This is a genomic window from Marinobacter sp. MBR-105 (genome assembly GCF_053628895.1).
In genome coordinates this window covers 21042-44415 of record NZ_JBRJHG010000023.1, presented here as the reverse complement: position 1 = coordinate 44415, position 23374 = coordinate 21042, and the positions used below count along the sequence as shown (strand labels likewise).

The window sequence follows — 23374 nt, the reverse complement described above, 5'->3', positions numbered from 1 at the left end:
TTTACACCTTGATGTTAAACAACGTCAGCGGTTCGTCCTGCTGCAATTTTTCTGCCAACCTCAAAGCCACTTCATCCGGAATCTGGCGGATGACTTCCTGGGTTTGCTGATCAACCACTTTAACAATGGTCTGGCCCATTTCGTTATCCACTTCAAATTGCAGATCCCGCTGCACATTCTGAACAAAATCGTTCAGCTGGCTGACCGCCTGGTCCAGCTCTTCACGCTGCGCCTCGTTTCGCTCCTGCAGCCGCTCGGCTTTGGAGGCTTCATTAGCAACGTTGCGTTGAACCTGGGCTGCGCCGACAGTCGAAGCAGCAAGGTCAGGGGCGTTCCGGCCCTCGGCCTGAGATGACGACAGCGCCTTCACCGGGGCCTGATCACCGGCATTCACCAGTTTCAGGTTCGGGTTGTTCAGGTTAACGTCATTCATAGCTTCACCTCGCTATCCTCAAACGGCGGAAACCGGAACCCGAAGATTCCGGCTGTTACCGCTAGCCCCTTACTGCAGGAGGGACAGAACCTGCTGCGGACGGGCGTTCGCCTGAGCCAGGACGGAGATACCGGCCTGCTGCAGTACCTGAGACTTGGAGAGCTTTGCGGTTTCGGCCGCGAAGTCTGCATCCAGGATCCGGCTGTTGGCAGCACTCAGGTTTTCAGCCGTAGATGCGATATTCGAGATTGTAGACTCAAAGCGATTCTGGACCGCACCCAACTCAGCTCGCAAACTATTGACCTGATCAAGCGTCTTATCAATTGTGTTAATTGCGTCAGATGCACCCTTGCGATCGGAAATATCAACTTTATTCAGCGTATCAGCAGCCGTGGTCAAGCCACCTGTGCCCCCGAAGACAGGGGTAGTATTCGCCGGAGTGCCAGCGCTCACCGAAATGGATCCACCAACTTTGGTAGACAGTTTTATCCCAGCTTCATAAGTTGTTGAACTGGTCGCTACCCCGGTCAACTCGGTTGCATCGGAAATTTCCGCCTTGATATCACCACCATCACTATCGGAGAAGATAACCTGCCCACTGTCATTTAAGCTCGCCTTTACTCCAGTCTCGGTAGAGAATTGATTTACTTTATCTACCACCCCTTGAGCACCCAGCCCCGATGAAAGCGTGATACTGACATCATTTAGCTTCAGAGTACGGTCGGCGGCAAGAGTGGTTGCTCCCGACAAGCCGGTTTCAATCCTGGTTTCAGTCTCGCGAGACGCACTGACACCAGTTTCAACACTCTTGGCATTGATTTTTTCAACCAGATCACTGCCGTTGGCAACGTTGGTCCCATCAATTGCAATACCGTTAATGGTCAATCCATCTCCAGCAAGGGTAGTGATCGCCCCGTTCGTAACACTTGCTTGAGCAGTGGTTACAGCTGCCCCGAGTTGGCTAGCGCGCGTATCAACACCTTGAACGCTAATCGTTTGTCCAGCATTGGCACCGACTTGAAAGGTCAGGCTATCAAGAGCGCCATTCAGAATGCTTTGTCCATTGAATTGCGTAGCTTGAGAAATTCGATCCACCTCCTCAATCAACGCGCTAACTTCTTGATTGAGCGCCTGACGATCTGAAGCAGAGTTAGTGTCGTTTGCGGACTGCACTGCCAAATCACGAATTCTTGAGAGAGCGCCAGTAATCTCACCAAGAGCCCCTTCAGCTGTCTGAGCGTAGGAAATTCCGTCGTTCGCATTACGCTGAGCAACATTTAGCCCAGAAATTTGGGATTGAAATCGAGTTGAGATGGCCAAGCCTGCCGCATCGTCTTTCGCCGAGTTAATACGAAGACCGGAGGATAGACGCTCTAACGCTTGATCGTTCAACTTTTGAGAGCTGTTCAACTGATTCTGAGCAGACAGAGACGCAACGTTAGTGTTAATACCGAGAGCCATAATACTTCTCCTTCGACAAATGTCGTTATTTCATGGAAAAGGTCTGGCGCTCTTTTTTGGTTTGGAAGCGCCGCCCTGTTACTCCACTTAACGGCACCCCACCCGGTTGCTTTAGAAAAAATTTCAACGATTTTGTAAAGGAATGTAAAACGTAAATTCTGAGATCAAAGTAAGTTTGATTGTGGCCCAGAGGCCACACCCAAATTCCGCCGCACTCCGGCAACAAAAGTTACCGCACCGCCATACTCTCTGGTGATCCTATTCTTCCGGTGGATACTTTTGACAGCATCCGACGCCATCGCCAAAAAACTGATCGCCGCTCCAGCTGCAGCAATTTTATTGCCTTCAAGGCTTGCTGCGAAAGAAAGTCCAGCACCCAATGTCGGCATAATGACATTGCTGGACATGTTGATACGATATTCGGCAGCCTCGCGCTCAAAGCAATGCACTCTTCTAGTGAAACGTGATAGATAATCCTGAAAAGCTTCCTCTTTCCGGGCATCTGTCTTTTCTAAAAGAATTTTACCTAATATTCTCTCCGCTTCGCCCCTTAACTGCTGCGCAGACGAGGCGTGCTCGCGCTTGAATGCCATCAGCCTATTAAGGTCAAGCCCCTCAATATCTATCTCCGGCAGAACTGCTAATCGAACCTTTTCCTGCCATTTCAAATCATTTATGGATTGCAGCTCAACTTGCGCTCCTCCGATAATGCCGGCCAAGTGTGAGCTGGTCGTAAACGGTGTTGCATTAATCGTACGTAAACTTCCGAGCGTTAATGCAAGATAGACCATAAAGTAATCCGCAACGACAGCATTGACGAGATACCACTCACCCTCACCCTTCGTGGCCCACCCTTTGTTCACAAGATACTCCGGAATTTCCAGTAGCTTCTCCGCATGGATACGAACAGTCCTGTGGGTCTGAAAGCTATTCCCGTGATCGGTGCTACTTCTTTCAAGAAACCCGATAAAGCGCTCGCTAAAATCTGGAACTTCATGCAAATGGAGGTAAGGCACGAGGTGATTAACGCCGCACTCTGCACTGAGTTCCTGCATGAACGGACTTAACAGTTCATCGGGCCTTTGAACATGCTCATACGGAACAACAGAATACAGTTTGTCCCAGTATAAAATTGCACTGGCAATGGCAGACTCTTTCGGCAAGGAGATGGTTGGGAAATACAAGGCCTTTTTGAGATTTGCTGGCACTGAAGCCTCCTTTTTTTGAGATTTGGCGTCAGGCCCAGCAATCAGTCAGGCATCAACTCCGCCTGAAAGATCATCACCCTCTGCCTTTCCATCGGTAAACCGGCGAATTTTCAGGGCCGCTTCTCTAATATCGAATAGGTACTTGAGAGCCTCAGGCTGCATAAAGCTCCCTCTGGCCCGTCAACACGGATTGCCGAAAATACGGATTTGTTAACGAGGCCTTGGTGATCAGGTCAACGGGCCGATTGAAAAGTGCCTCCAACTCAAGTTTCAAATCAAAGAAAGCAGCAGCTGTTTGTCGAGCTGACAAGCCAGCTTCAAACGACACAAGAAAATCCAGGTCACTTTCCTCCCGGAAACGGTCCGTTGTGGCCGACCCAAAAACCGCAAGGTGGCTGACATGATGACGCCTACAGAGTTCTGCAAGGTCGCCGGCGTGTTCTTTGAAGATATCTGGAATGGGGGTCTCTGCCATGATGCTCTACCCGGTCACGAGAATGCGTAGACTCTATCATAGCCCGATAACAGAGCCCCATGTACCTTTGGGGCCAGACCCCAGGACATTTGGTGGGGTGAAATGTACTGGCGCCCACCCCACCCAATTGCTCGATAGCCCCAGCACCTTTCGCTATACTCCATCCGAACTTACTGATTGAGAGCACACGTAACATTGCACATCCCTACCTGCTGGGTTATCGCTGGCCCGAACGGGTCAGGGCTGTATCACCTTTTAATTCAGGAGTCTCTCAAGTGACCCAGAACGCGGATGGCCAGACAATATCAGCAGCAACCATTCTTGAAAGTCTTTCTCGCGCAGTTGAAAAGGAACTCGAGCGCAAGCGTAGGCTTGGGCATTATTATGTAACCTACGAAAATGGTGCCGCCTGCTTCCATGGCGATGACGCACCTTGTCAGGAGAAGCCTGAAGATACGCAAGTTTGAAATTTGGGGTCAGACCCCAGGACATTTGGAGGAGTGAAATGTAATGATGCCTATGCCCGTATAGACACCAACCGCATCAGGCAACCGCCGAGACAATCGACTCAAGCTCCCTCAATTGCACCGGTGCTTTCTTTAGCAGAACATCCTCATTGATAATCAGGATGACGCATTTGATAACGTCTGTGGTGTTGGCCATATGGGCCGCTTGTTTAACCGCTTCCAGCTCCTCAATCACCCGCCGTCCCTTCAGCGACAGCCTTTTGTCCGCTTTGCCAAGAGCCAGTGGATTGCCCAATTTCTCGGGCAAAGTTCGAGCGATGTCGGGGCTAGTTGCCAACTTGTGGATGTAGTACTTCATCAGGCAGGAAACAAATTCCGGCGAACCACCAACTTCTGCTGCAGCCAGGTTCAGAACATCAAGCAGGTGAGCCGGCAATCGGGTTTCCAGGCTCTTTCGCTGTGCCTCTAACTGCTTATGAACCATGGGTGTGGATTGGTGGGGCAGCAAGCACACTTCGCTACAACTATCGCACACACCAACCAGCACATTTTTGACGGCACCGCTCCCATCGCTGAACGGCACATCGCGCAGCTTGAACGTCGCAGTTTGCAGAGAGTGGCAATTCGAACACACCGCCTTCTGCTGGGGTCAGACCCAGTACATTTCGCAGGGTGAAATGTACCATCCCAACTCCACAAAACCGGCAACCCTTTTCCCATCCCCCACGCCAACTTTCCGGCACCAGGCAATACCCTGTTCAAAACCTGACCTAAAAACCATCAATTAAAACAGCCAGATAAAGCCACTTTCTTAAAACTGGCACACCCTTCGCTAGGTATCCGGCAAAACGGCAATTTAACGAATTTCCGCCGGCAAGGGTTCCCCCTCTATATCGGGCATCTGGTTTTCGGCGCCTCTGAGCAGGAGAATAGATATGCCTCAGGTCATCAACACCAACATCGCTTCGCTAAACGCTCAACGCAACCTTAATACATCCCAGGGAGACGCTAACGTCGCCCTCGAAAGGCTGTCCTCTGGTCTGCGCATCAACTCTGCCAAAGACGATGCTGCAGGCTTGGCGATTTCTGAGCGCTTCACCTCCCAGGTCCGCGGGCTGAACCAAGCCATCAGAAACGCCAATGACGGCATTTCCTTTGCGCAGGTCGCTGAAGGTGCTCTTGAAGAAACCACCAACGCGCTTCAGCGAATCCGTGAACTGGCGGTACAGTCCGCTAACGACACCAACTCTCCTTCGGACCGTAAGGCTTTGAACCAGGAAGTTTCAGCGCTGATTTCCGAAATTAACCGAATTGCAAGTACAACTCAGTTCAACGGGCGTAACATTCTGGATGGAAGCTTTGCAGATTTCAGCTTTCAGGTTGGAGCCAATGCAAATCAAACGATCGGAGTGGACGGAGTTGATGCACGAGGCTCTAAACTCGGCGCTTCCGTCTCTTCTGGAACAACATTTGATCAAGGCAATATTACAAGCTTTAGCACAGCCGGATCGTTAAGCATTAATGGTGTGGACGTAGACCTGTCTTCAGCAACCACTGGGCAAGACCTCATTAATCAAATCAACTTAGTCAGCCCAGATACTAATGTTACGGCGCAAAAGGCGGGTGAGACGATTGTAGATACTGGTGCATTCAGCGCGCCAGCCGCTGCAGATAGCCCTGCAACAATCACCATTAATGGAACCGGTATTGAAATTACAGACTCCGACGACATCGACTCGACCATAGACAAAATCAACGAGAGAGCCGGGCAGACCGGAATTAATGCAGCAAAAGATACGGCTGGCACCAACATTATTCTGACAGACAAGAATGGTGGCGTGATTGAGCTCCAGGACGATGGCACAACAGACGTTTTGGGAAGCGCGGCTATTACTGGAGCAGCAACCGCCAATTTTGAGCCAGGCCTTGAGCTCATCACAGATATCGGCGACACAGTTACGCTGAGCGGGACTGGAACTCTTGCAGACCTTGGGTTGGGCACTCTTACACAGGAAGACCTTATCGTTAACGATATGAACGTCCTTACCCGCGATGAATCCGCCAACACTATTACCACAGTGGATTATGCACTGGAACAAATCAGTGGTCTTCGCTCTGAGCTCGGTGCGGTTCAAAATCGCTTTGAAACCACGATTGCCAATTTGTCGACCGCTTCCGAGAACCTCTCAGCCGCCCGCTCCCGGATTCAGGACGCCGACTTTGCCGCCGAATCCGCCGAACTCGCCCGAACACAGGTTCTCCAGCAAGCCGGCCTCTCGGTATTGGCTCAGGCTAACGCCAGGCCTCAGCAGGTGCTGCAGTTGCTGCAGGGTTAATGATCGCCAAGTGGTGCAAAACGGCCGGGTTAAACACCCGGCCGTTTTGGTTTTAGCTGAACGACAAAGTTGCAACTGACCTACTCCCAACTTTCTAATTGACCCTGACCCCAAGAAATTTCACCCAATAAAATGCACTTGGGTCGAATCCAATATTCCTGCTTGGAACCCTATAACCAAAATGGCAATATATGCCAATAGACACAGGGAGGCCCCGAATAATGGCAACTAGAAATATAGTTCTGACAGACCATCAGGCACAACTGGTGAGTAACCTGGTTAAGACAGGTCGCTACCAAAATGCCAGCGAGGTACTGAGAGAAGGGCTGCGGTTGGTCGAAGAGAAGGAAGTCCAACTGCAGCAAAAGCTTCTCGAACTTCGCGGAGCCTTAGCCGAAGGGCTTGCAGACGTCGATAATGGCCGCACAGTCACACTGGGCACCGGTGAAGCGATCACAAACTACCTGATCAACAGGGCCGCAGAACTGAATAAAAAGGACTAAACAGCATGCACCCACTATGGACGGTGGAACTTTCCCAAAACGCTGCCAGAGATTTCGAAGAGATTGTGCGCTACACGCGGGACAACTTCGGCATCCACCAAGCTATGAGTTACAGTGGGCTGATTGCGCATACCATCCAAGAGTTATCCGAGCGGGGCCCTGATCATCCTTTAGCAACGGATAGATCTGAACTCCTACCGGGGATCAGAAGTATAAGGATTCAGAGAGAGTCTCAGAAAGCCCGACATGTAGTGTTTTTCAAAGCCATACCTGAAATGTCAGCACGCAAGCTCGTCGTCGTGCGAATCCTGCACGACTCAATGGATTTCGCCGAGCATCTATAAATTGGGGGCTGACTCCAAACCCCAAACTGGCACACCTTTCGCAACTCCTCCCCCAAACCCCGGCAAACCGTCAAAAAACTGCAGACCTTTGCCGCATCGGATATTGGCTGGTAACGAGGTGTTCCATGCAAGTACAACATCATAACGCGCATCTTTCCCGCTCCGTTCAGGCTCAGGTCGCGCGCCTGGTGCTCCAGGCAAACCTGGCGTATGGCGAGTCCAACAGCAACGGGCTTTCCTACATTCAGCGGCTGAAAGCGCGCAATGAATGCCGGGAATACCTGAATCAGGCGCTGGCGCTGGAGGCCGATCACGCAGCGGCCCTTGGCCTGCTCGGCCGGGTCGAGATGGACGATGGCCAGCTTGAAAAGGCCCATGCCCTGTTCAACGCCAGCCTGAACCGGCAACCGGCGCAGGCCCAGCAGTATTGCAACCTGGGCTACTGGGCACTGAAGAGCGAGCGCCCTGCCCTGGCGGAGGAGTATTTCCTGCAGGCACTGGAGTGCGACCGGCAATCTGCCGCCGCTTTCTGCGGGGTCGCTCATGCCAAACGGCTGCAAGGCCAGTTTGATGTTGCCTACCTGCACTACCGAAAGTTACTCCAAAGCGGATCGGAATGGGACTCTGTCTATTCCGGCATGCTCTCCTGCGCGCAGCACCTTCAGGTTCACAAAGCCGACAGTGATCTGGCGCTGGACGCCATCGCCCTGCTGCGCAAGGAAGGCCTGCCACACCAGGAAATCGGCCGCTTTGTCGGGGCGATCATCCAGCAACAATACGATCTGGATAACCCGAACGCCGAGGTCTTCCTGGATGCTGCCGCCGAAGACGAATTGCTTATTCTGGCGCTACAGAAAACCCTGATGCCCAATGCTGCCGTAGAACAACTGGTAGTGATGCTTCGTCGCGCCATCATGGCGGAGGTCGCTCAAACGGCCAGCCTGAGGGACGAACTGCAGCCCCTCTGCCTGGCCATCGCCGAATACGCCGACCGCACCGGTTTCGCTTTGGCCGCGGAAGACGATGAGGAACGCCTGGCGGCCACCATCAATGAAAGCATCGTGGCGCAATTTGCCGTGGGCGAACTTCAAGAAGCCCTGATTGGCTCGCTGATGATCAGTGCCATGTATGGCGCACTCTTCCACCAGAACTTTGCAGTACAACTCGGCCAATGGAACCTGGTGGACTGGCCACTGGCCATGCAACCCATGATGGCAGCCAGCTACTACAACCGGGCGGAAGAAGAGGCCATCAAGCAGAATTTTGACGAAAAATCCGAGGAACTCTGCCTGGAGAAAACCGATGTGCCCCAGGCATGGCCGGCGTGGAGCCAGCTGGCCTATCGCACGGAGACCAGCCTGAAGGCCGTGATGGCTCAGGAGCTCGGCCTGAACACCGACAACCTCCCCGCCACGTTGCGGATTATGGTGTGCGGTGCACAATCCGGCCAACGGGCCATGGAGCTGGCTCAATATCTGGACGACGTGGAAGTGATCGCGGTTGATGAATCCCTGGCGAACATCGCCAAGGGCACCCGCATGGCCCAGAGCCTGAACATGGACAACATCGTGTTCTGGCCCTGGTCCATCGCACAGCGGTTTGTAGCCGATGGTCACAAGGTCCATTGGGTGGAAGTGGGCCGTGTGCCCTCACCAGCCATGACCGAGCTATCTCTGGCCGCGCTGATCAATACTGCCTCGAACACCGGTGCCATTGTGCACATGCACACGGCGCTGGCCGAGCAAACCCAGGGTGACAAACAGATTCGCCGCCTGGTCGCGGAGCACAATCTGCAGCCCACTCGTACCGCCTTGCGGCAGCTTCGCAGGATGGTACTGGCCAATCGGCACGATGCCATCTGGGCGGATTTGCTGAAGGACGAGGACTTCTACAGCCTGGGCGGCTGCCGCGACCGATGGTTCCGGCCGCAGGATGCCAACCAGCTCAAAGAACTGTTGGCCCTGGTGAGTAATGAAGTGGAGTGGAAGCTGGTCAAAGCCCGGGATGAAGACGGCCACAGCCTGGCCACCGGCCCGGTACAGCGCCAGATCCAGGCGGAAGCTCTGGGGAGTGAGGTTCAAAGTCTGATGGGGCAGAACCTGAGCGTGTATTTTCAGCGTCGGCGCTAAACAATGGGGGTCAGCCCTCCGGACATTTGCCCAGGCAAAATGTCCGGAGCGCCTGGCCCAAATTCGTTTGAGCATGGTGCTGGTTTCCGGTAGCTTTCCCTTTTTTGAATCTACCGGTGCCCGCTCTCAGCCATGCAAGTCTCGCAAGCAAACCTGAACCTCAACTTTGACGCCAACAGCCTGCAACGAGGCAAGCGCTATTTCAGCCAGGGCCGGGTACAAAACCTGGTTCGTGAAACCGAAGGCATGAGCATACAGGTGCTGCGAGCGGAGGTTTCTGGCAGCCAGCGCCAGCTCTATATCACCGAGGTTCGGTTCGACCGCTACCTGCCCGGAAAAATAAACACCTTCTGCAGTTGCCCGGTGGGGTTCCGGTGTAAGCATGCGGCGGCCGTTATACTTCAGGCCAATTACGAAGCAGGCCTGAGTGCTGAAAAATACGAACCGGAAGCCGATACACGATACAAATACCCGACAGCGGAAACATGGCTGGAACAGGCGGCCTCAGTTTTCAGTTCGATTGACAACGCTTCCAACCCTGAGTGTCTGGCGTACCTGCTCCACATAGAGCCACACCGCAGCCAGCAGACCCTGTCAGTGAACAAGGTTCGGCGTCGTAAATCGGGAGAATATTCCAGGGGCTCCAAAACCACCGTGTGGAGCCGTACCAACCTTGAATACGATCGCCCGAAATACCTGCGAGAGAGCGATATAGCACCGCTCACATGGTTAAACGCACTGCCCACAGCATTTCGTGTTGCACCGGTTCTGGAGGGCACGACGGGCGCCTATTTTATTGAATCGGCGCTGAAAACCAGCCGCTTCTTTCTGGAATCCACTCGAAACCCGCCGCTTCAACTCGGAGAGACTCTAGAATCCGGCTTTGAGTGGATGCAGTTGCCAGATAAACAACACTGGCAACTGGTCAGCAAGGCGCTCCCGTCACACATTCGGCTGTTGAACACCTCGCCCGCCTACTATCTGGACGAGAAAGAGCTCCTGATCGGGCGGGTGGAGAACTCGCTGGATGCCCGCACAACCGCGCTTCTGCAACAGTGCCCTCCCTTGGCAGAAAGCCAGCTTCAGCAGGCGTTGCCAGATCTTGCGCCCATACTGGAAAAAGCCGGCGCCGTTCTGCCTGAATCTTTCCAGGTGCCCTCCATGGTGCAGGCAGCACCCCAGCCGATACTGCAGCTGTACAGCCTTCAGCATCCCGCCCCCGGGACACTGCCCCTGCTAATGGCGAGGTTAATGTTCAGCTATGAAGGCCACCGGGTAGCGTTCTCGGAACAGGAACCCCGGGTTCTGGTTGATGGCAACAATGGCCCGTTGCTGGTCATTCGGGATGAGGATGCGGAAATCGAATGGCTACATCGTGATTTGCCCGATTTTAAAATGGCGGGAACAATGACCGATCATCTCGAAGCAGACATGGTTAACGCGCTACCGTATGGCAGCTTTCTCGATTTCACCTTGCCAACCCGTAACCAGTGGCTGGATTTCATTGCCTTCGATTTACCGCGCCTGGATGCAGGCGGCTGGCAAATTGAAATGGACGAGAGTTTTGATGTACCGGTTATTGAAATAGACCAGCTGCACGGCAGTCTGAAGCCGGATGAAGAATCGCCGGGCTGGTTTGATGTTGAGGTGGGCATTGACTACAACGGCACACAGATTGACCTGATTCCGCTACTACAACAGGCCTTGGTTTATCTCGACCTCAACAATGACAGTGACGATGCATTGCCTGAAACCCTCTGGCTCCATAACGGCGACGCCCTCATCCGGGTTGTTTCAGACCGCATCCGACCATTGGCCCGAACCCTGTTGAGCCTGTTAGGGAAAGAACGTGGCGGCAAACTAAGGCTGCCGAAACTGGATGCAGCACAGGTAATGGGTGATCTGGCGGCAGACTGGCAAAGCAACGCAGAATTGCGCAACCTCAGCGAAAAACTCACGTCCTTTCAGGCACTAAACCATGTTCCAATTCCCTCAGAGGTTCGGGCAGAGCTGCGCCACTACCAGCAAGATGGCCTGAACTGGCTGATGTTCCTGCGAGAATTCGGGCTCGGCGGCGTTCTTGCCGACGATATGGGCCTGGGCAAGACCCTACAAACCCTCGCCTGCATTCAGGCCGAAAAAGCCGCAGGTCGGCTTTCCGCGCCTGCTCTGGTGGTATGCCCGACCACGCTTATTGCCAACTGGGAGGCAGAAGCCAAGAAATTCACCCCGATACTGAAACGCCTGGTGATCCATGGCCAACGTCGTAAACCATTCTTCGACAAGGTAGCGGAGGCCGATCTGGTGATCACCAGCTACCCACTCCTGCACCGGGATCTGGAACAGCACCAGAACCAGTCATACAGCCTGGCTTTTTTCGACGAGGCCCAACACCTGAAAAACCCGGCAACCGTGACGTCCAATGCGGCTCGCCGCCTGCCAGCCGAAAACCGCATCGCACTTACCGGCACACCAATGGAAAACCACCTCGGGGAGCTATGGGCCCTGTTTGACCTTATTCTGCCGGGCTACCTGGCAGACCAGAAAATCTTCCGCGAACACTACCGAAAACCTATTGAAGAACAGGGCAATCAGAGCCGTTATGCGGAGCTGAGCCGCCGGGTGCGACCATTTATGCTGAGGCGCACGAAAGATCAGGTAACCCCCGAATTGCCGGAAAAAACCGAGATCGTGCGTCACGTTGAGCTGAATCGCCAGCAGAAAGATCTGTATGAGACCATCCGCGCCACCATGGATAAGCGCATTCGCAAATTGCTTGCCGAAAAGGGCGCAGCAAGAAGCCAGATAGAAATACTGGATGCGCTCCTGAAACTCAGGCAAATCTGCTGCCATCCCGCTCTGCTTAACCCGGAAGAAACCGCCGGTTCGGCCAAACTCGACGCTTTAATGGAGATGTTGGAACAACTGCTGGATGAAGGACGCAAGGTCATCATCTTCTCTCAGTTCACCAGCATGCTGGCACTGATCGAAACCACTTTGAAGGCGGCAGGCATAGGCTATGAAAAACTCACCGGCCAAACCAGAGACCGCGCCACACCGGTTAAACGGTTTCAGAATGGCGAGAGCCCGGTCTTCCTAATCAGCCTGAAAGCCGGTGGTACCGGCCTGAACCTGACCGCCGCGGACTGCGTTATTCACTATGATCCGTGGTGGAATCCCGCAGCCGAACAACAAGCCACAGACCGCGCCTGGCGCATCGGGCAGGACAAACCTGTCTTCGTGTACCGTCTGATTACCGAAGGCACGGTAGAAGAGCGAATTCAGGCACTACAGGCAAGGAAGAGCCAGCTTGCAGACGGTCTGTACGGCAAAGCTGATGCCTTCAGCTCGGCCATTACCGCCGACGATATTTCCGTCCTATTCGAGAAATAAAAGGGGTCAGCCCCCCCGAACATTCGCCAACGCCAAATGTCTTTAGGTCTGACCCCACTTACATATAGGGAATCAGGGATTCGCCATAGAGATGTAAGTCCTCCAGTATCTGCTGCTTCTTGGGCGTCAGCTCCGTATCAGCCGCCAATCGCTGTAGCTCCTGACCATAGGCCTCCAGTGAGCGCCACCCCTTTTTCGGCTGCATCAACCGTTCGGTACGAAACTGCTCCCAGCGCTCCATTTCCTCGCCAATCAGGGTATCCGGATAGTTGCGGGCACGGTAACGGAACAGCATCTCTGGCAGGCGCGCGTCTTCAAACCTCACTTCCTGCTCGGCCAGGGTATCCACGGGTTGGGTCAGCAACCAGTTGAGTTTCTCCCGGTCGGCTTTGCTGATAAAACCGCCAGCGTAAAGTTGCTCGTCGGGATCAGTCAGGTGGCTGCCCTGAAAATCCTGTTCGAATGCCTGGGCAATACGAGCAGGAAGATCCGGGGCTTTGCGCAATTTGGCCAGATTTGCCCGAAGCACATCACCATCTAACTCCAGCTCGGCCAAACGCTCCTGTGACAGCGTGGAAAGCATGGTCGCCGGCGCCAGCACAGGGCACTTGTTCAATTGCACGCCTTTCAGTGGAAAGCGGCTAACACCCTCCCCCAGTTCCGCCTGAGACGTAAATACCCGCTCACGGATCTCTTCTACCGAGGCGTTAATCAGCGCCTCTGGGTCTTCCCGAAGATCGTAAACGATCACCTGGTTTTTGTTGCTCAGGCTCTCTGCCAACGGTGCTACCAACGCACAACAACCTCTTGTAGCCGGATATTTAGCAGAAATATGAAACACCGGCTTCATAGCGGCGGTATCCAGCATTTGCCGCGCGGAATGTTTGTCTTTATTGTTCAGAACGAAATCAAACAGTTTGGGCTGCTTTTCCTTGATCAGCTTTGCCACGGCAATGGTGGCCAGCACATCCGACATGGCATCGTGGGCAGCCTCATGAGCAATGCCATTGGCCACCGTCAGCTCTTCCAGCCTGAAACTCGGGCTGCCATCTTCTTTGCGGGGCCAGTGGATACCTTCCGGCCGCAAGGCGTAGGTCAGCCGCACCATATCAATGATGTCCCAGCGAGAGTTCCCGTTCTGCCATTCCCGCGCATAGGGATCCCGGAGATTACGGTAAAGCGTATGGCGGGTGACTTCATCATCAAAACGCAGGCTGTTGTAGCCTACTGCGCAGGTTCCAGGCTGACTGAAAGCCTCGTTAATCTGGGTAATAAACTCCGCTTCCGGAAATCCGTCGTCCAGCGCTTTCTGAGGAGTAATACCGGTAATCAGGCAGGCTTCAGGAGAAGGCAGGTAATCGTCGGCTGGCTTGCAATAGATCACCAGCGGGTCTTCGATGATATTCAGATCCGCATCGGTGCGCACACCCGCAAACTGGGAGGGCCGGTCATGAACCGGGTCTACGCCAAAGGTTTCGTAATCGTGCCAGTAGAAAGAGCGGATCAAAGGAAGACTCCTGCAACCGAAGTAAAGTCAGACGCAGGAGTTTAACAAACTTACGCGGCACTTTGCCGAGCATTACCCGTCAACATCGCCTCGATGCTCAGGTGATAATCCAACGCCTCCCACTCAATGCCCGTACCATCGCAGATAAAATGATACTGACGCACCTCCGCAATAGAGGCTGCCTCCAACTCAGGGTACCAATGCACAGGCGTGGAGATTACGCGGCCGTCTTCCAACTCCACGTGCAAGTGACGGTCGTCAATATGAACGGATTTACCCTTGAAACCAGGCATTCCACATCTCCAAAAAGTCAGATTGATGACGTTCAACGATCTTCAGGCACTCCCTCAATTCCTGATTCTTGAGGGTGCTGTACTTTACCGCGAAAGTCGACAACTCAATCTTAGCCCATCGTTCACCTCGGAGCACATGAACATGGGCGGGCGGATGGTCATTGGCGTAGAAAAAGAACTTGAAATCATTTAGCAGCAGTAGTGTCGGCATCCTTGCCTTTCGATCCTTCTATGCTTTGCTAGCCATCCACAATTAGAACAGTTTGGTACCCATATCCGACTGATGGGTACGCAGGCGGTCGATGCCGTCCGGGCCAACAAGCTGGCTCAGATCCACGGTCATGTTGGTAGGCAGGTTAATAAACACCCCCTTACCCACACTGATGGTGTTGGCACCGTCCAGCGTTTGCCAGGCTACACCGTCATCGCGCTGAAAGCCGATGAAAAACGCATCCGTGAATCCGATGGTGCCATCGGCACTCCCGTTATCCTCGCCTACGGTCAGTGATTGCAGGTGGGTAAGTGGCGTGCAGTTAGCTCCGGAAACACAGGAGTTGGGATCAATACCAATGTGAGAGGCACGGTAGTTGGTGGCCGCGCCACCATCGCCATCAAACAGGTAGGTATCGTAAACGGCACCGGTTGAATCCTGTACTTTCAGGCCGATGTCGCCGCTGAAGCTGGTGGTATGGGACGACACCGAGCCCCTTGCCTGCCCGAAACCCATGCGGAATCCGGCAAGGCCCGCGGCATCTTCCGCCAGTTCGATATAGGGCATGCGCGCTTCGAAAGGAATTTCATCCCCGGCATTGTAGGTCTTGCCATTGAAGACCTCGCCGTCGTTACGGGCGATGTGACCAAGGGCCAGGTGGGTGGCAGAGAAATCCGTGCCGCCATTGATCTGGCCGGCCTGAATATCGTCAATATTCACGCGGGTCTCCACATCCATGGTCAGCGTCATACGCGTGAACTCATGGTTCTGGCCGGGAATATTTTCAATCTGCATAAAGGCCTGCCCGGTTACCTCGCCCATCGCATTATCTGAAATGGGCTCCAGTTCTGCCTGGGAAACGGGCGAAATACCCAGGCAGAGCATGGCAAGGGCAGCGCATCCGTACGCTTGCTTTGTCATAGATTGTGTCTCTGATTGTTTTAGTGAGCCAGTTTTCGACACCCGACTCCATGCCTGCCCGCTGGTTTTATTATTTCGGTGCTGGCATGCGGCCCGTTATTCTTTGTAACAAACTGTTTCTTTTTGACCGCGACACGACTATATCCGACCGAGCCTCGTACATTGAGTGAGGTACATCACATTCATTCATTACGTGGCCGTCATTTGTTGTTCAAGCTTGATGTTCGTCACAGGACTAAACTAACTTAGGAACCATTATGTAGCTTAGCGAACTTGTAATGTAGCCCGCATATACACAACGCCTGAGATTGGTATACTTACGCCCTTTCGTTAAAGGCCCCAAACGGCACTCCATGACCACCAGGATATTGATCTGCGACGACTCTGCACTGGCGCGCAAACAAATGGCCAAAGCTCTGCCACCCGGCCTGGCAGACGACATCCTCTTCGCCGGAGATGGCAAGGAGGCGCTAACCATACTGCGCGATCAGAAAGCCGAACTGTTGTTTCTGGACCTGAACATGCCGGAACTCGACGGCTACCAGGTGCTGGAACACATCCGCTCCGAGGATCTTCCGGTTCTGACCATCGTGGTCTCGGGCGACATTCAGCCGGAAGCCCGGGAACGTGTACGTAAACTGGGCGCCATCGATTTCATCAAGAAACCAACCGACACCGGCGTTGTCTCCCGACTGCTCGAAGAGTACGGCTTCTATCGCCCTTCTGAGCTTGAAGACACTGCCCTTAACGACGCCAGCCTGCACAGTCGAGAGGCAGCAGCCCCAGAAATCTCAGTAAGCCTGAGTGATTACCTGCAGGAGATATCCAACGTTGCCATGGGGCGCTCCTCCGACTTGCTGGCCCGGCTGCTGAAGGTATTTGTCAAACAACCTATCCCCAAAGTTGCGTTTATCGCCAACTCCGAGCTGCACATGGCAATATCGGCTGCGCAGCGAGCAGAAGACTACTCAGCCGTTTGCCAGGGCTTTACTGGCGCCGGTATCGCAGGCGAGGCCCTCCTGCTGTTTGAAGACGCCAGTTTCCGGGAAATGGCCGAACTGCTTCACTATGACGTGCTGGAAGGCGAATCCGTGAACGTGGAAGTGCTCATGGATATGTCGAGTATCTTGTTTGGCGCGTTTATCAACGGTATTGGCGATCAACTCGACCTGAAGCTGGGCCTGGGCCATCCGACCGTTCTCGGCCAGCACCGCCCGGTTAACGAACTGTTGGATCATCACAGCAAGCGGGAAAAACAGCTGCTGTGTATTGAGATCAGCTATGCTCTGGAAAACCGGGATATCCGCTGTAACATGCTGATCCTGCTAACCGAGGACTCCATCCCATTCCTTGAAAAACGCCTCGCGTATCTGGTGGATTAACTATGGCCTTTAATCAGGACGCCAACGAATTCCATTGGTTAATGGACATGCTCGAATCCGTTGAGGTGGGACTGGTGGTGCTGGACCTGGATTTCCACGTCCAGGCATGGAACGGCTTTATGGAACACCATAGCGGCATTACCGCCAGCCAGATTCGGGACAAGGTACTGTTTGAAGTCTTTCCGGACATCCCGGAAGCCTGGCTTACGCGCAAGGTAGATGCCGTCGCCATGCTGAACACCCGGGCCTTTACGTCCTGGGAACAGCGCCCTTACCTGTTCAAGTTCCGGAATACACGCCCTATCACAGGCACGGAAGAATACATGTTCCAGAACCTGACCATCAGCCCGATCACCGCTCCGAACGGAGAGGTGGAGAAGGTGTGCCTGCTGATTTACGACGTAACCGAATTCGCCAGCAGCAAACGAGCCCTGGAACGTGCAAACGAACAGCTGGCGAAACTCAGCATGACAGATCGGCTAACGGGGCTGCTGAACCGGGGCACCTGGGAAAACCTGGTGGATGCCGAATATGAACGTTTCCGGCGCTATGGCCAGGCCACAAGCCTGGTGATGTTCGATATCGACCACTTCAAACCGGTGAATGACACCTACGGCCACCTGGCCGGAGACGAGGTGATTCGCCATACCGCCGAAGTCACTCGCAATAACATCCGGCAATCGGACAGCGCCGGCCGTTACGGTGGTGAAGAGTTTGGCATCATACTGCCAGAAACCGATGCCGAGAGTGCCCGGATTATTTGCGAGCGCATTCGTGAGGCTATAGAGAAAAGTACCGTTAGCACCAGCGCCGGGGATATTCAATACACGGTAAGCATGGGCATCGCGCAACTAACGGAAACGCCTGAGAACTATATGCAGTGGATGCAGAAGGCAGATGAGGCTTTGTATAAAGCCAAGGAAAGCGGGCGGAACAAAGTCGTAGTCAGTTAATATCCCCCTCCCTCTATTGAGAGAGAGGGGAATAGGCAGTTAATCCTGCTGCCAGCTCTGTACCGCTTCCTTACCGTGCTTTTCACGCCACTCATTCAGAGTCTTGTGATTACCACCGCGGGTTTTTACCACTTCACCGGTGTGCGGGTTTTTATAGGTTTTCAGCGGACGCTTTGCACGGGTACCGGTTGCAGTCTCGGCCTTGGCGCCAGCGATCGAAGGATCAATAGCAGACAGAATCTGCAGAACGTCCTTCGGTGATTTGTCATACTCTTTCATCAAATCACGAACTTTGTTTTCGAATTCCAGTTCGCTTTTCAGTGCCTGGTCCTTTTCGAGCTTCTCCAGCTCGGCGGCCAGCTTTTCCATCAGCTGCTTCTTCTGGTAATAATCATTAATCTTTGCCATGGAAATAAAACCTTTTATCGTGGGGTTTTAAATACTGAGTGAATATGACCGAGAGTCGAAACAAATAATAATAGAGAAACCGAAACAAGGCAAAACAAATTACTTAAATCGACTTAATAAAAAAGCCGGCACATTGGCCGGCTTCATAGTTCACATTAAGATCAGAGGCGCAAATCAGCTTGTCCTAACGGCAACACACCCTTCAAATCAAATAAAACGCCGTTGCTATTGGTATAAGCGCGCAGTTGCTCAGCGGAAAGACCTGCATATTCGCGGTGCGGTACCGCCAGAAATACCGCATCATATTCACCGGCCTTCGGTTCCGCAACCAGGGAAATACCATATTCATGCTCGGCTTCTTCATTATTTGCCCAGCAATCGGTGACATCCACCTGGCAACCGAAATCCTTCAACTCATTAACCACATCAATAACGCGGGTATTACGCAAATCCGGGCAATTTTCCTTAAAGGTAAGCCCCATAACCAATACCCGAGAATTGGCAATGGTATGCCCTTTCTTGATCATCGCCTTGACCAGTTCAGCGGCAGCATAGGGGCCCATATTGTCGTTCACACGGCGGCCCGCAAGAATAATCTCAGGATGATACCCAATAGCCTGAGCTTTATGAGTGAGGTAATACGGATCTACACCAATACAATGGCCGCCTACCAAGCCGGGTTTGAACGGCAGGAAGTTCCATTTCGTGCCAGCTGCCGCCAACACTTCATGGGTATCAATTCCGATACGGGCAAAAATCATCGACAATTCATTCATCAGCGCGATATTTAAATCCCGCTGAGTGTTTTCAATTACCTTTGCCGCTTCCGCTACCTTGATGGAACTGGCCTTATGGGTTCCCGCAGTAATGATGCCGGCGTAAAGATCATTTACCTCATCGGCAATCTCGGGAGTGGAACCGGAGGTTACCTTCATAATGGTGGTAACGCGGTGTTCCTTATCGCCCGGGTTGATACGCTCCGGACTGTAACCGGCAAAGAAATCCTGATTGAACTTGAGGCCGGACACCTTTTCCAGAACCGGCACACAGACTTCTTCAGTGGCACCGGGGAACACCGTGGACTCATATATAACAATGTCGCCCTTCTTCAGGACTTTGGCTACGCTTTCGCTGGCTCTTACCAGAGGGGTAAGATCCGGCGACTTATACTCGTCAATCGGGGTTGGCACTGTGACGATGTAGATCTGGCAATCGGCAATACCGTCTAAAGAGTCCGTAAACGAAAGTTTCGACGACGACGCCAGCTCCTCCCTGCTTACCTCGCGCGTGAAATCTATGCCATCCTTCAGCTCGGCAATCCGTTTGGGATTGATATCAAAGCCAACCACCTCACGCTTCTCACCGAATGCAGCCGCCAATGGCAAGCCAACGTAACCAAGGCCGATTACTGCAATCCTTTTCATATACTCTCCTGCCTTAAATAAGGTCTCAGCGCCTGGGCAAACACTTGCATAAATAGCGCATGCTCACCCCGTTATCCTACTGGAATCAGAATATCAGAATCCGGTGCAATTGCCTCCAGCGCCTGTTTAAAAGCGTGCTTGGCATCCGAATCGCCATGAACAATGCGAATTTCGGCGGGTGTTTCAGGAATGCCTGCAACAAACCGAAGCAAATCATCCTGCCCGGCATGGGCCGAATAGCCACCAACAGTGTGAACGCGAGAAGAAATACTATAACGCGCTCCGTCCAGCTCCACCCATCCACCACGTGGCCCATAAGTCAGAATATCCCGCCCGGGCGTTCCAGCCGCCTGATACCCCACAAAAACCACATCATTTCGGGCATCGCCCAGCATTGCCTTCAGGTAATTCACCACCCTTCCACCAGCGCACATACCAGACCCCGCAATAACCACGCAGGGACGATGAGTACGAGCCAAATACTCAACCGCATTCAAATGGTCCTTGTGGGAATTGATCACCGTGAGCTGCTCAAACGACAGAGGATGCCGGCCGGCACTGGCAAGTTCCCGGGCCTCGTCATCCCAAAATGGCTTGAGATCCCGATAGATTCGGGTGAATTCGGCGGCCAGCGGCGAATCCACAACAATTTCCAGGTCCTGCCATCGGAGTGATCCAGAGGAGCCTTCTGCGCTCGACTGTGAAATCTCAGATTCCCCAAACTCGGCAATCAGTCCTTCAATCTCATAAAGCAGATCCTGGGTGCGCCCGATACTGAATGCCGGAATCAGCACCGTACCGCCGTCTTCCAGGGCATGCTCAAGAACCGATTTCAATCGATAGCGGCGACTCTCCCGGTCTTCGTGGTTCTTATCGCCGTATGTGCTTTCGATGATCAGGCGATCCGCCTTCTCAGGTGATAACGGCTCAGGCAGGAGTGGTGCGTGACTCGCACCAAGATCCCCGCTGAAAACGATACGCTCGTTGCGATGGCCATCGTGAAGCTCGCATTCCACATAGGCAGAACCAAGAATATGCCCGGCCCTTTGCAACCTGATTTTCAGCGCAGCATCGCCCTCAGAAACCACCTCATGCCACTGGCCATAAGGCAGCGGCACCAGTTGGCTACGTATACGGTCCAAAACCCGGGTAATCAAAGCCCGATCCCGGGTAAAGCCGATCTTCAAAGCGTCTTCGAGAATTTCCGGCAGCATGATGGCGGAGGGTTCAGAGCAGACAATCGGCCCATCAAACCCGGCTGCCAATAGATAGGGAATCCGCCCGACGTGATCAATATGGACGTGAGTGACCACAAGGGCGCGGATATGATCAATGGGAAAATCAATCGCCAGCTCCATGGCAGAGGAAGCCCGGCCCTTCTCCTGCCCCTGAAAAAGGCCGCAGTCAATCAGAATGCCGAAGTCCGAAATCCGAAGCTCATGGCAGGAGCCCGTGACGCCATTAACGGCGCCGTGGTGTTCCATTTTTATCATAGCTAACCATCCCTGTTACTATGGAATTCTTGGCTAATACCCGTCCCTAACTCAGGCGGAGAACTTTACCGTCTCCCCTTTGAACAACCTCAAGATTGCCGTTTTGCCAGACTAAATCCGATAGTTCTCCATTAGGCGAATAAGCGGTATTCGCTTCTACCAACAGCTCTATGACAGCTTTACAGTCAAAAGTTTGACTTGCTCGAGTAAACTTGGACAGAAGCTCCTCGACTTTCTCCCAAGACAGAGAAACTTCCCGTGCCATCATAATACGCGGATGGGAGGTACCCTGCGGATTATCTCCAATTAACAACTCTTCGTAGAGTTTTTCTCCTGGGCGCAACCCAGAGAACACGATTTCAATATCACCTGCCGGATGCTCATCTGTCTTTTCCTCCAACCCCATCAGGTGAATCATCCGACGAGCCAAATCGACAATTTTTACCGGCTCCCCCATGTCCAAAACAAAGACTTCTCCACCCTCACCCATACTACCAGCCTGGAGAACCAACTGACTGGCTTCGGGAATCGTCATGAAATAGCGGATAATATCGGGGTGAGTTACAGTTAGCGGGCCACCATCACGAATCTGATCGCGGAACAACGGCACAACTGAACCTGAAGAGCCAAGAACATTACCAAATCTGACCATTGAAAATATAGTGGTGGACTGACGCTGCGCTAACGCCTGAAGAACCAACTCTGCCATACGCTTTGTCGCCCCCATCACATTGGTTGGACGAACCGCTTTATCCGTAGAGATCAAAACAAATCGCTCAACACCGGCAGAAACAGCGGCTTCCGCTGTATGCCAAGTACCAAAAACATTATTCTGCAGCCCTTCAATAACGTTATGCTCAACCAGTGGAACATGCTTGTATGCAGCAGCGTGATAGACCGCTTGAATCCGGAATGCCCGCATTACAGATTCACACCGACGGCGGTGGCACACGCTGCCCAAAAGCGGATGAATATCGACGTCAAGACCTTCAATGCGATTGATTGCCTGAAGCTCTCTTTCAATGCTGTATAAGGAGAACTCGGACTGTTCAAACAGCACTAATAACCGCGGACGGTGCCGAAGTATTTGCCGACATAACTCCGAACCAATGGAACCACCTGCACCGGTGACCATAACCGACTTGCCATACAAACTATCCGCGATTTGAGCATTATCAGGACGTACTGGATCGCGACCCAAAAGATCTTCAATCTCCAAATCACGGATATCGTTGATGCGCTTCTGGCCCGAAATCAATTCCGACATACTTGGAACTGTCTGCACAGGGACAGACAATGGCTCGAGCTGTTTCAGGAGCTTCTTGCGATTAACCTCTGACGCCGGCTCCAAAGCAAGAAGTAAACGCTGCACGCTGTGAGCAAAAATAGCTTTTTCGATAAACTTTATATCGTATACCGGAATACCATTAATCAACGTCTTATGATTTGACGCAAGGAAACTTATGAACGCAACAGGGTGATATTCAGTTCCTTGATTTAACGCCTGGCATAACTGCAACCCGGTTTCACCCGCACCAATTATTGCCACCCTCTCTTTGTTGTAACGGATTGGTCTGGCCACCAACATCCGGACACCAATTCTGCTGCCAGAAACAAAAATAAATGCAAAGGCGGCATACATAAATGGCACAGAGCGGGGCACCAAAACTTCCAGCCAGTAACCCGAAAGTATCAGTATCAGCGCAGAGGCCCCAACGCCGCCAACTATCGTGAGAAATGCTCTATCATTCAGGTATCGGACAACAGCTCTGTATAACCCAAGCTTAATGAAGATACCGATAGTAAAACCAACTGTAAGTATTCCAATAAGCAGCTGCTCTTGGTCCGGCAACCAGAATTTCTGCTCAAATCTCAGTGAAAAAGCGGCCCATAAGCTGAAAAAGAGGGCTACCACATCGGCTGATACCGAAATTATGCGTTTATATACGCGAGGAAGACCAAGAAACTTCTGGATCATTAGAATAAACCCTTCGTGAAAACGCCAACCTGAAAATCGGTGTCGGCGAATTCAA

General features: G+C 52.9%; 21 protein-coding genes. 8 read left to right on the top strand and 13 right to left on the bottom strand.

Going from position 1 to position 23374, the window contains the following annotated elements; all coding sequences use genetic code 11:
- Position 1: 1 nt before the first annotated feature.
- From ACSSVV_RS19690 to ACSSVV_RS19675, 4 genes are all read right to left on the bottom strand, one after another.
- Positions 2-433, bottom strand: a complete 432-nt coding sequence (locus ACSSVV_RS19690; protein ID WP_454106851.1) for a flagellar protein FlaG — start codon at positions 431-433, stop codon at positions 2-4.
- 69 nt (positions 434-502) lie between these two features.
- Positions 503-1894 (bottom strand): flagellin N-terminal helical domain-containing protein, encoded by a 1392-nt coding sequence (locus ACSSVV_RS19685; protein WP_454106850.1) that lies wholly within the window; start codon positions 1892-1894, stop codon positions 503-505.
- 164 nt (positions 1895-2058) lie between these two features.
- The gene (locus ACSSVV_RS19680; protein WP_454106849.1) at positions 2059-3102 is read right to left on the bottom strand and encodes a hypothetical protein; all 1044 of its coding nucleotides are present in this window, start codon (positions 3100-3102) and stop codon (positions 2059-2061) included.
- A 151-nt stretch (positions 3103-3253) separates the two neighbouring features.
- Positions 3254-3577, bottom strand: a complete 324-nt coding sequence (locus ACSSVV_RS19675; protein ID WP_454106848.1) for a nucleotidyltransferase family protein — start codon at positions 3575-3577, stop codon at positions 3254-3256.
- A 275-nt stretch (positions 3578-3852) separates the two neighbouring features.
- Here ACSSVV_RS19675 and ACSSVV_RS19670 point away from each other — a divergent pair, with 275 nt between their 5' ends.
- Positions 3853-4044 (top strand): hypothetical protein, encoded by a 192-nt coding sequence (locus tag ACSSVV_RS19670; RefSeq protein ID WP_454106847.1) that lies wholly within the window; start codon positions 3853-3855, stop codon positions 4042-4044.
- Positions 4045-4120: 76 nt separating this feature from the next.
- On the opposite strand, the gene ACSSVV_RS19665 is transcribed toward ACSSVV_RS19670, so the two are convergent.
- Positions 4121-4678 (bottom strand): hypothetical protein, encoded by a 558-nt coding sequence (locus ACSSVV_RS19665; protein ID WP_454106846.1) that lies wholly within the window; start codon positions 4676-4678, stop codon positions 4121-4123.
- A gap of 301 nt (positions 4679-4979) precedes the next feature.
- On the opposite strand from ACSSVV_RS19665, the gene ACSSVV_RS19660 reads away from it, so the two are divergent.
- The 5 genes from ACSSVV_RS19660 (at position 4980) to ACSSVV_RS19640 (ending at position 12749) form a co-directional block, all read left to right on the top strand.
- On the top strand, positions 4980-6380 hold the full coding sequence (locus tag ACSSVV_RS19660) for a flagellin N-terminal helical domain-containing protein (protein ID WP_454106845.1): 1401 nt from the start codon (positions 4980-4982) through the stop codon (positions 6378-6380).
- Positions 6381-6601: 221 nt separating this feature from the next.
- Positions 6602-6883, top strand: a complete 282-nt coding sequence (locus ACSSVV_RS19655) for a type II toxin-antitoxin system ParD family antitoxin (protein ID WP_199452280.1) — start codon at positions 6602-6604, stop codon at positions 6881-6883.
- A gap of 5 nt (positions 6884-6888) precedes the next feature.
- A complete protein-coding gene (locus ACSSVV_RS19650; RefSeq protein ID WP_454106844.1) occupies positions 6889-7227 on the top strand; it encodes a type II toxin-antitoxin system RelE/ParE family toxin in 339 nt (112 codons plus the stop codon).
- 125 nt (positions 7228-7352) lie between these two features.
- Positions 7353-9356, top strand: coding sequence for a hypothetical protein (locus ACSSVV_RS19645; protein ID WP_454106843.1), 2004 nt, complete (start codon positions 7353-7355; stop codon positions 9354-9356).
- Between the two features lie 132 nt (positions 9357-9488).
- Positions 9489-12749, top strand: a complete 3261-nt coding sequence (locus ACSSVV_RS19640; protein ID WP_454106842.1) for a DEAD/DEAH box helicase — start codon at positions 9489-9491, stop codon at positions 12747-12749.
- 58 nt (positions 12750-12807) lie between these two features.
- Here ACSSVV_RS19640 and sbcB read toward each other — a convergent pair whose 3' ends face one another.
- From sbcB to ACSSVV_RS19620, 4 genes are read right to left on the bottom strand one after another with little or no spacing between them, the layout of a single operon-like run.
- Positions 12808-14256 (bottom strand): exodeoxyribonuclease I, encoded by a 1449-nt coding sequence (sbcB, locus tag ACSSVV_RS19635; protein ID WP_454106841.1) that lies wholly within the window; start codon positions 14254-14256, stop codon positions 12808-12810.
- Between the two features lie 50 nt (positions 14257-14306).
- On the bottom strand, positions 14307-14549 hold the full coding sequence (locus ACSSVV_RS19630) for a DUF2442 domain-containing protein (protein ID WP_011786049.1): 243 nt from the start codon (positions 14547-14549) through the stop codon (positions 14307-14309).
- Complete coding sequence (locus ACSSVV_RS19625) at positions 14530-14760, bottom strand: DUF4160 domain-containing protein (RefSeq protein ID WP_454106840.1); 231 nt, start codon at positions 14758-14760, stop codon at positions 14530-14532. The genes ACSSVV_RS19630 and ACSSVV_RS19625 overlap by 20 nt, the downstream gene beginning before the upstream one ends.
- Positions 14761-14802: 42 nt before the next feature.
- Positions 14803-15681, bottom strand: coding sequence for a DUF6160 family protein (locus tag ACSSVV_RS19620; RefSeq protein ID WP_454106839.1), 879 nt, complete (start codon positions 15679-15681; stop codon positions 14803-14805).
- A gap of 353 nt (positions 15682-16034) precedes the next feature.
- Between ACSSVV_RS19620 and ACSSVV_RS19615 the strand changes: the two genes are divergently transcribed.
- Positions 16035-17063 (top strand): response regulator, encoded by a 1029-nt coding sequence (locus ACSSVV_RS19615; RefSeq protein WP_454106838.1) that lies wholly within the window; start codon positions 16035-16037, stop codon positions 17061-17063.
- A 2-nt stretch (positions 17064-17065) separates the two neighbouring features.
- On the top strand, positions 17066-18016 hold the full coding sequence (locus ACSSVV_RS19610; RefSeq protein ID WP_454106837.1) for a GGDEF domain-containing protein: 951 nt from the start codon (positions 17066-17068) through the stop codon (positions 18014-18016).
- Between the two features lie 39 nt (positions 18017-18055).
- On the opposite strand, the gene ACSSVV_RS19605 is transcribed toward ACSSVV_RS19610, so the two are convergent.
- The 4 genes from ACSSVV_RS19605 to ACSSVV_RS19590 all read right to left on the bottom strand — a co-directional run bounded on the left by ACSSVV_RS19605 (position 18056) and on the right by ACSSVV_RS19590 (position 23319).
- Positions 18056-18424, bottom strand: coding sequence for a histone-like nucleoid-structuring protein, MvaT/MvaU family (locus ACSSVV_RS19605; protein ID WP_014422046.1), 369 nt, complete (start codon positions 18422-18424; stop codon positions 18056-18058).
- 161 nt (positions 18425-18585) lie between these two features.
- Positions 18586-19848 (bottom strand): Vi polysaccharide biosynthesis UDP-N-acetylglucosamine C-6 dehydrogenase TviB, encoded by a 1263-nt coding sequence (gene tviB / locus ACSSVV_RS19600; RefSeq protein WP_454106836.1) that lies wholly within the window; start codon positions 19846-19848, stop codon positions 18586-18588.
- A gap of 71 nt (positions 19849-19919) precedes the next feature.
- The gene (locus ACSSVV_RS19595; protein WP_454106835.1) at positions 19920-21341 is read right to left on the bottom strand and encodes an MBL fold metallo-hydrolase; all 1422 of its coding nucleotides are present in this window, start codon (positions 21339-21341) and stop codon (positions 19920-19922) included.
- A gap of 46 nt (positions 21342-21387) precedes the next feature.
- Positions 21388-23319 (bottom strand): polysaccharide biosynthesis protein, encoded by a 1932-nt coding sequence (locus ACSSVV_RS19590; RefSeq protein ID WP_454106834.1) that lies wholly within the window; start codon positions 23317-23319, stop codon positions 21388-21390.
- Positions 23320-23374 lie beyond the last annotated feature (55 nt).

What these genes read in the sequence shown, in the direction of transcription:
- tviB (WP_454106836.1), bottom strand. Translation starts at nt 19,848, where the DNA reads ATGAAAAGGATTGCAGTAATCGGCCTTGGTTACGTTGGCTTGCCATTG.
- ACSSVV_RS19595 (WP_454106835.1), bottom strand. Translation starts at nt 21,341, where the DNA reads ATGATAAAAATGGAACACCACGGCGCCGTTAATGGCGTCACGGGCTCC.
- ACSSVV_RS19655 (WP_199452280.1), top strand. Translation starts at nt 6,602, where the DNA reads ATGGCAACTAGAAATATAGTTCTGACAGACCATCAGGCACAACTGGTG.
- ACSSVV_RS19620 (WP_454106839.1), bottom strand. Translation starts at nt 15,681, where the DNA reads ATGACAAAGCAAGCGTACGGATGCGCTGCCCTTGCCATGCTCTGCCTG.
- ACSSVV_RS19630 (WP_011786049.1), bottom strand. Translation starts at nt 14,549, where the DNA reads ATGCCTGGTTTCAAGGGTAAATCCGTTCATATTGACGACCGTCACTTG.
- ACSSVV_RS19675 (WP_454106848.1), bottom strand. Translation starts at nt 3,577, where the DNA reads ATGGCAGAGACCCCCATTCCAGATATCTTCAAAGAACACGCCGGCGAC.
- ACSSVV_RS19660 (WP_454106845.1), top strand. Translation starts at nt 4,980, where the DNA reads ATGCCTCAGGTCATCAACACCAACATCGCTTCGCTAAACGCTCAACGC.
- ACSSVV_RS19605 (WP_014422046.1), bottom strand. Translation starts at nt 18,424, where the DNA reads ATGGCAAAGATTAATGATTATTACCAGAAGAAGCAGCTGATGGAAAAG.
- ACSSVV_RS19690 (WP_454106851.1), bottom strand. Translation starts at nt 433, where the DNA reads ATGAATGACGTTAACCTGAACAACCCGAACCTGAAACTGGTGAATGCC.
- ACSSVV_RS19650 (WP_454106844.1), top strand. Translation starts at nt 6,889, where the DNA reads ATGCACCCACTATGGACGGTGGAACTTTCCCAAAACGCTGCCAGAGAT.
- ACSSVV_RS19685 (WP_454106850.1), bottom strand. Translation starts at nt 1,894, where the DNA reads ATGGCTCTCGGTATTAACACTAACGTTGCGTCTCTGTCTGCTCAGAAT.
- ACSSVV_RS19640 (WP_454106842.1), top strand. Translation starts at nt 9,489, where the DNA reads ATGCAAGTCTCGCAAGCAAACCTGAACCTCAACTTTGACGCCAACAGC.
- ACSSVV_RS19625 (WP_454106840.1), bottom strand. Translation starts at nt 14,760, where the DNA reads ATGCCGACACTACTGCTGCTAAATGATTTCAAGTTCTTTTTCTACGCC.
- ACSSVV_RS19645 (WP_454106843.1), top strand. Translation starts at nt 7,353, where the DNA reads ATGCAAGTACAACATCATAACGCGCATCTTTCCCGCTCCGTTCAGGCT.
- ACSSVV_RS19615 (WP_454106838.1), top strand. Translation starts at nt 16,035, where the DNA reads ATGACCACCAGGATATTGATCTGCGACGACTCTGCACTGGCGCGCAAA.
- ACSSVV_RS19590 (WP_454106834.1), bottom strand. Translation starts at nt 23,319, where the DNA reads ATGATCCAGAAGTTTCTTGGTCTTCCTCGCGTATATAAACGCATAATT.
- ACSSVV_RS19610 (WP_454106837.1), top strand. Translation starts at nt 17,066, where the DNA reads ATGGCCTTTAATCAGGACGCCAACGAATTCCATTGGTTAATGGACATG.